The 12121-nt window shown below is 61.9% G+C and carries 13 protein-coding genes; 7 read left to right on the top strand and 6 right to left on the bottom strand.

Annotated elements, in window-relative coordinates:
* Positions 1–310 precede the first annotated feature (310 nt).
* Positions 311–937, bottom strand: coding sequence for a TetR/AcrR family transcriptional regulator (locus QMK17_RS23400; RefSeq protein WP_283511687.1), 627 nt, complete (start codon positions 935–937; stop codon positions 311–313).
* 128 nt (positions 938–1065) lie between these two features.
* Between QMK17_RS23400 and QMK17_RS23395 the strand changes: the two genes are divergently transcribed.
* Complete coding sequence (locus tag QMK17_RS23395; RefSeq protein WP_283511725.1) at positions 1066–1929, top strand: alpha/beta fold hydrolase; 864 nt, start codon at positions 1066–1068, stop codon at positions 1927–1929.
* Positions 1926–2942, top strand: a complete 1017-nt coding sequence (locus QMK17_RS23390; RefSeq protein ID WP_283511686.1) for an amidohydrolase family protein — start codon at positions 1926–1928, stop codon at positions 2940–2942. The genes QMK17_RS23395 and QMK17_RS23390 overlap by 4 nt, the downstream gene beginning before the upstream one ends.
* Positions 2943–3136: 194 nt before the next feature.
* On the opposite strand, the gene QMK17_RS23385 is transcribed toward QMK17_RS23390, so the two are convergent.
* On the bottom strand, positions 3137–3274 hold the full coding sequence (locus QMK17_RS23385) for a hypothetical protein (protein ID WP_283511685.1): 138 nt from the start codon (positions 3272–3274) through the stop codon (positions 3137–3139).
* A gap of 156 nt (positions 3275–3430) precedes the next feature.
* Complete coding sequence (locus tag QMK17_RS23380; protein WP_283511684.1) at positions 3431–3865, bottom strand: MarR family winged helix-turn-helix transcriptional regulator; 435 nt, start codon at positions 3863–3865, stop codon at positions 3431–3433.
* A gap of 173 nt (positions 3866–4038) precedes the next feature.
* Here QMK17_RS23380 and QMK17_RS23375 point away from each other — a divergent pair, with 173 nt between their 5' ends.
* From QMK17_RS23375 to QMK17_RS23365, 3 genes are read left to right on the top strand one after another with little or no spacing between them, the layout of a single operon-like run.
* On the top strand, positions 4039–5112 hold the full coding sequence (locus QMK17_RS23375) for an LLM class flavin-dependent oxidoreductase (RefSeq protein ID WP_283511683.1): 1074 nt from the start codon (positions 4039–4041) through the stop codon (positions 5110–5112).
* Between the two features lie 28 nt (positions 5113–5140).
* Positions 5141–6073, top strand: coding sequence for an alpha/beta hydrolase family protein (locus QMK17_RS23370; RefSeq protein ID WP_283511682.1), 933 nt, complete (start codon positions 5141–5143; stop codon positions 6071–6073).
* Positions 6070–7047, top strand: coding sequence for an amidohydrolase family protein (locus QMK17_RS23365; RefSeq protein WP_283511681.1), 978 nt, complete (start codon positions 6070–6072; stop codon positions 7045–7047). The genes QMK17_RS23370 and QMK17_RS23365 overlap by 4 nt, the downstream gene beginning before the upstream one ends.
* Before the next feature lie 909 nt (positions 7048–7956).
* Here the strand turns inward: QMK17_RS23365 and QMK17_RS23360 are convergent.
* From QMK17_RS23360 to QMK17_RS23350, 3 genes are all read right to left on the bottom strand, one after another.
* Positions 7957–9273: a hypothetical protein gene (locus QMK17_RS23360; protein ID WP_283511680.1), complete on the bottom strand. Its 1317-nt coding sequence runs from the start codon at positions 9271–9273 to the stop codon at positions 7957–7959.
* Between the two features lies 1 nt (position 9274).
* Positions 9275–9469, bottom strand: coding sequence for a hypothetical protein (locus QMK17_RS23355; RefSeq protein WP_283511679.1), 195 nt, complete (start codon positions 9467–9469; stop codon positions 9275–9277).
* A gap of 157 nt (positions 9470–9626) precedes the next feature.
* Positions 9627–10589, bottom strand: coding sequence for a hypothetical protein (locus QMK17_RS23350; protein WP_283511678.1), 963 nt, complete (start codon positions 10587–10589; stop codon positions 9627–9629).
* Between the two features lie 277 nt (positions 10590–10866).
* Between QMK17_RS23350 and QMK17_RS23345 the strand changes: the two genes are divergently transcribed.
* Together QMK17_RS23345 and QMK17_RS23340 are read left to right on the top strand one after the other, a co-directional pair.
* Positions 10867–11451: a hypothetical protein gene (locus tag QMK17_RS23345; protein WP_283511677.1), complete on the top strand. Its 585-nt coding sequence runs from the start codon at positions 10867–10869 to the stop codon at positions 11449–11451.
* A 475-nt stretch (positions 11452–11926) separates the two neighbouring features.
* A partial coding sequence (locus tag QMK17_RS23340; RefSeq protein ID WP_442972819.1) for a transposase occupies positions 11927–12121 on the top strand: 195 nt, incomplete at its 3' end.

Raw genomic sequence — 12121 nt, 5'->3', positions numbered from 1 at the left:
AGCGCCTGAGACGACGAACGCCGTCGACAAGGAGCGTGAGGCTAAGCCGCACACACGCGTACAGGAACGAACGACGTGGCACACACGCGTACAGGAACGAACGACGTGGCACACACGCGTACAGGAACGAACGACGTGGCACACACGCGTACAGGAACGAACGACGTGGCACACACGCGTACAGGAACGAACGAGGCGCCACACACGCGTACAGGAACTAGCGACCACGGAAGACCGCGCAGCTACTGCACGGCGAGCACGCTCAGTCCAGCGGGTCGGTCAACGCAGACCAAGGGGCGGGCCGGTGGGCCTACGAGGCTCCGTGGACCGGGGCATCGCTCAGGCGCTCGAGAATGAAGCGAATCATTTCGTGTGGCGGTTGCCGATGGTCGAGCGGCACGTGCACAGCCTCGAACACCGCCTCGATCAGGTGAGCGACGAGGTCACGATCGGTTTCAATGCCGCGCTCGTCGAGCACTTGGAGCACCTGATTGCGGAGCCAATCAAGCCACAGGTCGTGCGCCCGCCGTACGCCATCGTGGTGCATCAGGCGGTCGTGCATCGCCTGATGCAGAGACCGATACGAACGCATACTGATCAAGCCCCGCGTAAGCCTTCCCACCGCATCGAGATCCGCGTTTTCGACCGCCAGCGCGCCGAAGTCACGGCGCAGCAACTGCTCCATGACAGCGGCGAAGACTTCGTCTTTCGACTTGAAATACCAGTAGATGTTCGCACGGGTGACCCCAGCCGCCTTGCTGATGTCGTCCATCGTTGCCGTCTCGAAACCGCGACTGAGGAGGACTTCAGTAGCTGCGGCGATGAGATCCGCCCGTCGCTCCTCACGAGGGATCTGAACACGATTTCTCGCCACAGTTTTCGTCCCTCGTTGATCGCAAGTGAGCCTGGGCCAGGCGAGCGCAGACCGGCCTAGCATACATGGCCGATTGCGCGGGCTGGCCCAACAATCACGAACGCACGACTTCTGGTCGTGTGGTTGACGTCACGAAAAGTTTCTGCTTGCCTTAACTTACATTTAAGATGAGGAGTATTCACGTGAGCCCTATGCACCATCCGCACGACGGCCTTACCGCCTCGAATCACACTTTCGAGGCCGTGAAGTCGTCCGACGGTACGCCGATCGAGGTCCAGCGACTGGGTGTTGGACCCGCTGTCGTGGTCTGCCATGGGTCCTTTTCCGAGGCTGCGGATTGGATATCTTTTGCGACCACATTGGCGGCCACGCACACCGTCTATCTCTACGACAGACGAGGCCGCGGGGGAAGTCCTCGCGTTCACGCAAATCCAACGATCGACGCCGAGGTCGACGACCTTTCGGCCGTTGTCGCTCTGGCCGGACCTGGCGCAGCCGTTCTCGGCCACAGCTTCGGCGGCGGCTGCGCAATTGCCTATGCAGCCCGTGACCGGTTCGCCGGCCCGATCATCGCCTACGAACCGCGTCACGCCATCGACGGGCCTGTCAGTGCGGGGCACATCCCCGAGATACGGCTTTTGCTTGACGACGGCCCGCCAGAGGTTGCATTACACGCCATTTTGCGAGATGTCATCGGGTTGCCCGACAACGACATTGCCGCATTCGAGTCATCACCGTTGTGGCAGCGGATGCTCGAGACAGCACACAGCTTCCCCGACGAGGTGAGGTTGCTCGACTCGCTGACCTGGAGGAAGGGCGATCTAGATGGAATAGCCGGACCCGTCTGGTTGCTGATCGGTGACGACAGTCCCGTCCTACCTGCGGATCGCGAGGGTTCGCTAAGCGAGGTGCTGCCCAAGTTGCAGAGGGTCACCCTGCTGGGGATCGGACACTTCGGCTACCTATCGGATCCGAGTTCGCTGGCGAGGGCGGTACGACAATGCCTGACCTCGGATGACGAGTTGCCCCTGCACGACGAGGAGGGCAAATCGTGAGCAGTGAAACCACAGTCGGTCGGCGGGTGATCTCGGTCGAGGCGCACGCCTGGACCTCGGAGCTGCGCGACGCTCTCCTCAGATACGGCGGCGACGACACCGTCAACGTGCTCAGTAGCCGCGAGCAGACCGATCATCGCCTACGCGAAGTGGGGGAAGAGCGGCTCGCGCGCATGGACGCAGCCGGTGTCGATTTGGAGGTCCTCTCCATCACCACACCTGGCACACAGCCACTCCATGCATCGGAAGCGATCCCATTGGCGCACGACGCGAACGACTTTCTGGCCGACGCTGTGCGCGCACATCCGGATCGGTTCGCCGCCTTCGCCACCCTGCCCACCCCGGATCCCGAGGCTGCGGCCCGCGAGCTGGAACGCTGCGTGCAGCAGCTCGGCATGGTCGGCGCCCAGGTTGTGCCTCTCACCGGCGATCGCTATCTCGACCATCCCTCGTTCCGGCCGGTGTTCGAGGCCGCCGCGGCGCTCAAGGTGCCGCTTTACCTCCATCCGGGGCAACCACTGAAGGCGGCACGCGACGCAATGTATGGCGGATTCGACGACTGGACGACCCTCAACCTCGGAACCGGAGGCTGGGGATGGCACGTCGACGCAGGCCTGGCAGCACTCCGACTTGTTCTTGCCGGCACGTTCGACCGGCACCCCGATCTGCAGATCGTGCTTGGACGCTGGGGGGAGCTGCTCATCCCGTTCGCCGACCGCGCCGACCTCCTCAGCGAGGGCAATCTCACGCTCGAACGAAGGGTGATCGACTACATCACGGGAAACATCCACGTCACGGCAGGCGGTGTGCTCAGTCACCGAATGCTAACGGCTGCAATCGATGTGCTCGGCCCCGGCCGCGTAATGTACGGCGACGACGACCCCTACCGCGGAATGAAGGGACGTTTCGGCGGGAAGGGGGGAGCTGCGGAGTTCGTCGATACGGCACCAATCGGCAGCGAGGAGCGGCACATGCTCGGCCACCTCAATGCGGAACGGCTGCTCAGACTATGACCCAGCGTTCACCCGATGGGATGCGCTGCTAGATCGGCAGATGTATGGACGCTCCAGCTTCGACCCGGCCTGCACACGGAATACTCCCTAGCCGCTGAAGGCCTCGAGAGCTGCCACGGAAAGTGTGACGAGGTTCGAGAAGATTGAATCTGGCACACTTTCAGTAAAGCCACTGCCGCGCTTCAGCATTCGTGCTAGACACGATTGCGGAGGAGGTCGAGGTTCGGCTGCATGTACATCTGTCGTTTGAGCATCTTGATGCGGTTCGCGTGACCTTCGACGGGGCTGGAATGGTGTTCGAGGGTCGGCCCACCGGATTCAGCGGCACCCATCGAGAACGAGACTGGCGTACTCCAACGGGTCCTGGCAGCAGTAGGCCTGCTGGTCGCGCCTAACGGGCCCGACCAGCATGCCTGCGACCCTGTAACGTGGCGTCGAGTTCAGTTGCAGACCAAGCGATTTTACGATGTCGACCCCGCGCCCCAAGGTCAAGATTCCTCCGCCGATTCCATGTCACGCCCACCTTCCGCTTGCCGCTCCGTACCTAAAGGTCCGTTTGGGTCCAGGCTTCGCACCAGGCGTGAGAGAAGGGTGCCGAGAGTAGTGACCTCGTCGGCGGACAAGCAACGTAGTGCAAGTTCGCGGGCTGCGGCGCTTTGGATTGGGGCCGAGTCACGCAGCCGACTACGCCCTGCCGTCGTGAGCTCTATGTCGAATGCGCGTGAATCTGCAATAGACCGAACGCGGCGCACTAGGCCGCGCGACTCGAGTCGCACGACTACCTTCGACATGCGTGGCAGGGGCGCGTAGGTACGCTCTGCCATCTCACTGATCCGCAACGTGTGCTTCGGTGAGTCCAGGAGCGACATCAGCGCACCGTACTCGAACAGAGTCAAGTCGACCGCCCGGAGACGCTGGTCCATCGATGGTGTGAATAGCTGGGACATCACCGTGAGCGCAATCCACAGCTCCGTCTCCGTATCACTCAATCCAGGTAGGCCTCTTGACATGTCAACGATCCTACCAAAGTAGTTGCACTGGCAACTTTTCGTCTATATAGTTGCCGATGCAACCAAAATTTGGAGGGAGAATCCTGATGTCTCGAGCTGTTTCGTATGCGGGATCGGACGGAGAGTTCACACGCACCGAGAGGCGGAAGTCGCTCGGCTTTCTTTCGTTTGGACACTGGCAGGATTCCCGGGAATCTGGCACGAGGACCGCAGCAGAGGCCTATCGGCAGTCGATCGAACTGGTCGTCGCAGCGGAAGAAATTGGCGTCGACGGGGCGTACTTCCGCGTACATCACTTTGCCGAGCAGCTGACCGCGCCATTCCCGTTACTCGCTGCCGCAGCGGAGCGCACATCCCGGATTGAGCTCGGCACCGGGGTCATTGACATGCGGTATGAGAATGCTCTGTACATGGCGGAGACCGCTGCGGCCACGGACCTGATCGCCGGAGGCCGATTGCAACTCGGCCTCAGCCGCGGCGCACCCGGGCAGGCGAAAGATGGGCCAGGATTGTTCGGGTACACACGTTCCGACGGGGTGCACGACGTCGCCGAGGCCAGAGAGAAGACAGTGCAGTTCCTTGCGGCGATCGGCGGCGAACCGCTAGCCGATTCAGATCCACAATGGGCTCACCGCGCCGGCCGCGTTCCGATCGAGCCTCGATCACCGGGCCTCCGCCACCGAATTTGGTGGGGCGCCGGGACACAGCAGACCTCGATATGGGCAGCAGAACAGGGATTGAACCTCCAAAGCTCCACGGTACTGCTGGAAGACACCGGCATACCGTTTGACGTCGCGCAGGCAGAACAGATTCGCACCTATCGCACAGCGTGGCAGGACGCCTGCTGGACGCATTCCCCGCGAGTCGCCGTCACTCGCAGTGTGCTGCCGGTCACCACCACGCAAGACCACGCGCTGTTCGGCAGACACGGCGACGAACCTGATCGAGTTTCCAGCATCCCCGGGTTCGCACCGTTCCGGACCGGACGCACCTTCACCGGCTCCCCGGACCGTATTGCCGCCCTCCTCGCCGCCGACGAGGCGATCAAGGAGGCCGACACGGTCTTACTCGCCATCCCGACGCACCTCGGCGTCGAACACGCCACCGGCATCCTCGAGAACATCGTCGACCACGTTGCCCCCGCAACCGGCTGGCGCTAACCGACCACTTCGCTCGAAAGGTATCCCCATGTTGGAGAACACCACTCATTTGATCGCCGCTGAAGAGCCGATCTTGTCCGTCAAACCCATCTCCCTGCCGAGCAACGGGCGCGGAACTGACCTGCAGCTTCGAATATCCGCGCCCACGACCGGGACCGAACTCCCCGTCATTCTGTTCTCCCACGGCTTTGGAGAGTCGATGGACGGATACGGTCCACTCACGGACTGGTGGGCCTCGCACGGTTTCGTTGTCCTGCAGCCCACCTATCTCGACTCCCGGGGCGTGGGTCTAACCGACGAGGACCCCCGGCGCGCCAGCATCTGGCGGCAACGCGCCAAGGATGCGATCCAAATCCTTGACCACCTCGGCGAGATCCTCGACACCGTCCCGGGACTGCGCGAACGCACCGACACCACACGCGTCGCCGCCGCCGGACATTCTTTCGGCGGCCAGACCACCGGAATCCTGCTTGGCCTCGGCGTCGTTGATCCAGATACCGGCGACATCGTGTACTCCCCCGACGACCGGGTGCGCGCCGGCGTGCTCATTGCCACGGCCGGACGTGGCAGCGACCTGTCACCGTTTGCCGCAGAGCACTTGCCCTTCATGAACCCGGTCTTCGACCGCATGACCGCACCTGCTCTCGTAGTCCTCGGCGACAAGGACGACTCCCCGCTGAGTACCCGCGGCCCCGATTGGTCTGCCGACCCCTACACCGACAGCCCGGGCGAGAAGCACCTACTCACTCTGCACGGCGGCGAACACTCCCTCGGCGGCATTCCCGGCTACGACGCCCGCGAGACCACTGATGAGAACCCCGCGATGGTACGACAGCTGCGCGAGACTGCAGCAGCATTCCTCCTACACGCACTCCATCTCGATGACGCTCAATGGGAGTCGGCGCAGCGATCCCTCGGCGGTAACGGGACCGACCTGGCACGGATGGAGTCGAAGCGATGACACGGATCATTGGCCTCGAAGAACATATGGCCACCCTCGACGTATTCGCCGCCTGGCGAAAGCACGACCCGAACCTCGACGAACCGGTGATGCGATGGACCGTCAGCGGCAATGTCGCGGGCCCCTTGCTCGATCTCGGTAACGAACGCCTCGCCGCGATGGACATCGCTGGTGTTGATCATGCCATCCTGTCGCTGACCTCACCCGGCCTGCAGAACCTTCCGAAATCCGAAGCAACGGCCCTGCAGGGGCCGACCAACGACCTCATCGCTGCGGCGGTAAAGGACCACCCGGACCGGTTCAGTGGGTTCGCCACACTCGCGACCCCTGATCCGAGGGCCGCCGCCGCGGAATTCGAACGGGCTGTGACCCGACTCGGCCTCACCGGCGTGCTCTTGCACACGCTCACCGCCGGTGAATTCCACGACCACACCAAGTACTGGGACATCTTCGCCGTCGCGAACGAACATCGGGTGCCGATCTACCTGCACCCCACTCTGCCGCCTGACACCGTCGCGAACGCTTACTACGACGGGTATGGACTCCTCGGCACCGGCGCACCCGGATGGCATTACCAAACCGGGATCGGCTTCCTCCGTATGATCCTCGCCGGCGTGTTCGATCGATTTCCCGACTTGCAGATCGTCCTCGGACATTGGGGGGAAACCGTACTGTTCTACCTCGATCGGATCGCTCTCCTCGATGGAGTCAACACGCTGCAACGCCCCATTGTGGAGTACTTCCGCAACAACGCGTACATCACCCCGGGAGGCATCGCCAGCCACCGCTACCTCGATTGGGCAATCGATGTAGTCGGTGCGAACCGAATCATGCACGCGACCGATTACCCGTTCAACGGCCCCCACGATTTCGCCGCACGAAACTTCCTTGATGCCGCATCGATCCCCAACACAAGCCGGGAAGCGATCGGTCACCGAAACTGGGAAACTCTCGCCGCCAACATCAAGCGCTGACCTGTAGTGTCAGCTCTATGTGTGAGGCGCCACGATTCGGACGCGCGCCTCACACCTAGTGCAACCAACCGTTACCCAAAGCACTTTGCGCGGACGCACCCGTAGCCGAACGCGGCGCGGCGGCACAGGATTGCATCCAGAATCATTCGGCGGTAAAGCTTTTCGTTCGCCTCCCGCGACCTGCTCATTACCAGGCCACGGCAGCAACGGTTCCAGCATCGTCCGACTGCATCGGTCACCGACGTCGTCATGGGCGCCGAGGATCAGCGAACCGACACCGCCAGCTGCTCCGCCCGATCCAGGGAGGAATCCGCACAATACGGCCTCACAATTAGCCCTCAGCGGGGTCTTCAACCAATCCCGAGATCGCTTGCCGGGCTAGTAGATCGAGGAAATATTCTTGGCGACGACACCTTCCAGATGGTGTTTCTTCGCGACTTCCAACATGGTCGGTCCGTCGACGTTGAGTCAGTGTGGTGGAACTTTGACGCGGGGATGTTCGAGGCTGAGGTTGGCGAGCGCTTCACGGCGCATAAGGCGCGCCGCTCTTGGTCTCGGTAGCCGCATTTTGTTGCGGGCTGTGTTCTCGTCGTGCTCAAGATATGGACTATTTCGCCGCGCGCACACTCGCACTCGGCACCTCCGGGACAGGATGCCAACACGAACACGCGTGCGTTCGCTGCCCGATGCTCCTCCCGGACCCCAGCCAACAAACACGGCTCGAAAACATTATCTCAAGCCAGCGTGAGCGGATCACCGAGGCCCCAGAACGCGGTTGGGCCGGCGATGTCGACGGCCTGACCCTCAGCCTCGCGGCCGCGCAGCAGAAACTGATCCAAATGCATTGCACTGCTACCAATCTCGGCCTCTACTCGTTTCAGACGGAGCAAGTCCTGATGAGTTGAATGATCACGACTGCGGCAACCGACGAGAATCGTCGACCAGATCAGCGACGTTCAGCTCTATGGGGACCTGCATTACCGGGTCGTGGGGGTAAACCATCTGAACGCCTCGGCCGATCAGCAGGATGCGGCTATCGTGGTCGATCGTCACATGCGGCCGAGTGGCGAACACTGGAACACTCGTCAACGGTGCAAAGGTCTCCGCGTCGTACATGGTGAACAGCCAGAACTGTGTGCCTCGGTCGTACGAGACCGGGCCGGGCAGCGGCCACCAACCCGACGATGAGGTGCCGTCAGGTGGATGGCCGATCGTCCACGCGAAGTGTCCCAGTTGGCCGCCATGGAATTGGGCGTGTCCCAGCTTCTCGCCGTCGTCGCGCACTCGCAGGTCGCGCTGCACGAGAGCCATGTCGACGCCGCGAATGAGACGCAACGGGCTACCCGCCAAGTAGGGCTTGCCGTGCCCGCGAGGCTCGGAGGGAATTTCCGGACCGATGGTCGTTTCGCCATGAACCGATACACGAACTAACCGGACGCCAGGCCGATCAGCCGGGCGGACAACAGCAATGAAGCTGTCGTCCTCGACAGCGAGAGAATTCACCCAGCCGTGAACGGCGTCGACGTCGATCGGAGTTGCGTCGGGGGAGTAGAGGCGCCAGGTAGCGTCGTCTGTGCATGTAAGCAACGTGCAGCCGTTGATGGCCGCGTTGTACACTGGCCGGTCGTCCACTTGGACCGGGTCGTCGCCGTGTGAAATCCAGTAGGTCCCGTTCGTTCCGGTAGCCCAACATCCCGTCTCGGTCGCCCAGATGCGAGGACCTTGTCCAGTCTTCACCGGTAGCCGATACTCGGTGACACTACTGTCGCTGGCTATGACAACAATCAGGGGAAGCTCGGAATCGGCGATCCAGCGCAACCGACCTGCGACCGAGACGTCACCTGGAACCACGCTCGGTTGTATCGGTAGCGCGGGCACGTCATCGAGATCGATATCGACTGCCACGCTCTGTTCCAGATCGACAGGGCCGAATTCATCGGCGGTCATCGGTGGGTCGCCGAAAAACTTTGGTGCGAAGTCGACTTCGCGATAACCGCGGTGCCCTGGAACGTGTGTCCAACCCGCGTCGCGACGTCGCTCGATTCGCTCGGACACCATCCGTACCCGTGTTATTCGGCCACGGAATCGGCCATCTGTGTCGTATCCGAAGTTGCCGCTGAAACGCCCGACCAGTTCGACCTCGCCGGTGAGAGGTCGGAATCCACGCCATGATGCTGTCCAACCGTCGCCGCGTAGCAGTCCGCTCCACTCCCATCGGCGAGGCATGTTATGGCTGCAGTATGGGTACTTGGCTGGAGGGCTCGAGGCGCGCTTTGATGCGAACTACGTCAGGTGCGGCGTCGGGCATTTCAACGAATCGCAACGGCCCGGTGAGAACGGCACCCACCTGCGGGACTGCAATCTCGCCATCGCCGATCACCGACGAAGCTATATGCACGACAAGCGTGCGAGAGCCGGTCATGCGCCTTTCAACGAAGTCATGAGCCGAGCGTACCTCGACGACGGTCGAGGTACGACTAAGCCAGAGTCTGGGCTCTTGGTCACCGCGGTGTACGAGTCGGATCGGTTATCGGCCAGATTCATGAGTCAGACTTTCATTTCACCTTGGGAGGTGTGCGCTAGGGCCCTTCCAGACTTGGCTCCTCCGCCTCCATCAATTCGACGTCTTCGGGGGACAAAATTTCGTTCGGGTCGTAGTCCTTGGTCAGCTGCTCAGCCGCGGCTGAATTCGGCCTGGCGCCGAGGACGATTTGCAGACCCAGCGTCAAAGGCTCGACCAACTCACGAGGTCCGAAGGTCTCCGCAAATGCCGCGCCGACGGCGTCTGCTGCGAGGATCTCTCCGAGGACCGACGACGACTGGTCGACATCGTGGCCGGCGTCGCGAGAAGACATCATGCACGACCAAAAGTAGATGCCGACAATCGACTGCGCGGCCTCCCACTGGCTTTCCAAGTCAGCGTCGACGGACATCGCACGGAGTTGGGCTCGTTTCGCCGCTGCATCCGCCACCCGCATCGGCAGTGCATCGCGAATCTGCTCGACGTACTGTTCGTACCCGTTGTGGGCGAACTCCTGGACCACCTCAATGACGGATGACCAACTCGGTCCGAGCATCTGATTCAGACTCTCCTCGGTAACCTCGAACGTCGAAATTCGTCGCGCCTCCGCGGCGTAATACTCATCGGTGTCGCGAACGGGATCGAGGCTCGTCTCCCGGCGGGGCGCCGCTACCCATAGCGCTTCAGCGATGGATGCATCCCCAGAGACAGTACTGGCGCGATCTGCAGCCTGATCGGATGAAAGTTGGCCTTTAACAGCAATAGTGGGCCCAGGTGAGATGCCGTTGACCAAGAGGAGCTCCCCGGCTGTCTGCGACAGCTGAGTCAGCCGACGCGCGTAGTCAACGGTCTCGCCGTGTGAATCGTCTGTTGTGCATGTATTTTCGCGCAAGTACGGGCCGCCCAATGCTTCGGCCGGGGGTTGGTCGCTCGCGCCGTCGCCATTTCCGCAAGCACTGACCGCTGACAGAACCACGACCGCACAAGCGAGCGCAACGAGCCAAGAGCGACTAAAGGCCATAAGCGGATCCCAAGTCCCGTAGGCCCACGATTGATGGAACGAAGCACCCGCGAGGAAGGCTGCAGCGCGGAACCGATCGGCGAGCGAGCGGCCCGGCCCCCCGTGTGCGGGGTGGAACAAAGGTATCGGGGCTGTAACCGGTTCACGGCTGGTGCAGAAAAGAACAGATGCGTCAAAGTTGCATCGGATCCAACACGCGATCCGCAACTAGGGATTGGCCGGTTCGATGGGTGGCACGGAGCGAGCCGAATACTGACGGGACGTGGACAATGACGAAGTGAGTTTCGAACTGTGCCGAGATGCGTCGGCGGCCAGATGGATGACCGAGCAGCATCTGCCGTGGTACCGGCTAGCAGGGCGCGGGCCGGTCGGGTTCGACAAGTATGCGCGTGTGAACTTCATTCCGGACCCGAGCTTTCCCGGGCAGAGCACGAGCAACGTCGAGTTCGATCAGGGCGGAATCAGTGAGCTTGCTCAGATAGGCGTCGCGCTGGAGACGTTGTCCCGATACACGACCACACCGGACAAGTGCTACTTCGCGCTATGGGACGGATGGGATTCCATCACCATCTCCTCCTGGCCCAATTTCAAGATCCCCAACCGCGACTACTGGCTGTTCCGCGGAACGCTTGCGGACTACCAGGACTGGAACAGCGATGACTCGGAACGCTGGCCGTACGGCGACTCACCCGATCCCGCATTCATCTGGCCCGCCGACGAGTCTTGGTGCATCACCAACGACGTCGACCCGCACTTCGCGACCGTTGGAGCAAGCATCCGCGCTATAGACGAGATCCTCGCGGACCCACGCATCGAAACAGTCCTAGACGATCCCGACATCGAACCGCCATATTGGACCTAGCCGAGCAAACCCGCGAGGTGTTCAACAGTCAAGGAGGCTGGAAATGAAGGTCGCGTCCAACCCGTCCCAAATTGGCCTGTTCTTGTCACCGAGGACTCGCCACACCCACTCGGCGCCGAGCAGTCGGTGCCACCTCACGAAGCCCGCACAATCGACGAGGCCAAACGGATCGCAACAATGTTGCACTGCCGTCGACCACACTGCACTCTCACCGTCAGCTTCCAACCTTTAGACGGTCGGCTCCTCGCAATCGAGACCCTGGACCAGGACGGGTGGCACCAAGCGACCTAAGCATTGCTGCGACGCAGCAGCGAGAACGGCTCGAGGTGCCGTGCACGTCAGTACCAGGGCTAAGACCAATACCGTCTACTTACGGTGGCGGTAGGGACTGCGCAGCGAGGGGGACTGTCAGATAAACGGTTGATCCGGCGCTTGGTTCGACACGCCGAGCCCAGCTTGGCGGGAAGGATCGACGATGACGGAAACACTGGATCCCATGGCAGCGACCGAGGTGGATCAGAAGCAGTTGGCCGAGCAGCTCCTGGCTCAAGCCAAGGAACAGGGCATCGAGTTGATGGGTCCGAACGGGCTCCTCAATCAACTCACCAAGAATGTCCTCGAAAGCGCGTTGGACGCGGAAATGACCGAACACCTCGGCTACGAGAAACAC

The organism is Rhodococcus sp. G-MC3 (genome assembly GCF_030063335.1).
Classification (GTDB): domain Bacteria; phylum Actinomycetota; class Actinomycetes; order Mycobacteriales; family Mycobacteriaceae; genus Rhodococcoides.
Note: the sequence above shows the minus strand (reverse complement) of the source record. Positions and strands in the feature narration are given on the sequence as shown.

What these genes read in the sequence shown, in the direction of transcription:
- QMK17_RS23360 (WP_283511680.1), bottom strand. Translation starts at nt 9,273, where the DNA reads ATGCCTCGCCGATGGGAGTGGAGCGGACTGCTACGCGGCGACGGTTGG.
- QMK17_RS23395 (WP_283511725.1), top strand. Translation starts at nt 1,066, where the DNA reads ATGCACCATCCGCACGACGGCCTTACCGCCTCGAATCACACTTTCGAG.
- QMK17_RS23385 (WP_283511685.1), bottom strand. Translation starts at nt 3,274, where the DNA reads ATGGGTGCCGCTGAATCCGGTGGGCCGACCCTCGAACACCATTCCAGC.
- QMK17_RS23365 (WP_283511681.1), top strand. Translation starts at nt 6,070, where the DNA reads ATGACACGGATCATTGGCCTCGAAGAACATATGGCCACCCTCGACGTA.
- QMK17_RS23350 (WP_283511678.1), bottom strand. Translation starts at nt 10,589, where the DNA reads ATGGCCTTTAGTCGCTCTTGGCTCGTTGCGCTCGCTTGTGCGGTCGTG.
- QMK17_RS23355 (WP_283511679.1), bottom strand. Translation starts at nt 9,469, where the DNA reads ATGACCGGCTCTCGCACGCTTGTCGTGCATATAGCTTCGTCGGTGATC.
- QMK17_RS23400 (WP_283511687.1), bottom strand. Translation starts at nt 937, where the DNA reads ATGCTAGGCCGGTCTGCGCTCGCCTGGCCCAGGCTCACTTGCGATCAA.
- QMK17_RS23375 (WP_283511683.1), top strand. Translation starts at nt 4,039, where the DNA reads ATGTCTCGAGCTGTTTCGTATGCGGGATCGGACGGAGAGTTCACACGC.
- QMK17_RS23370 (WP_283511682.1), top strand. Translation starts at nt 5,141, where the DNA reads ATGTTGGAGAACACCACTCATTTGATCGCCGCTGAAGAGCCGATCTTG.
- QMK17_RS23380 (WP_283511684.1), bottom strand. Translation starts at nt 3,865, where the DNA reads ATGGACCAGCGTCTCCGGGCGGTCGACTTGACTCTGTTCGAGTACGGT.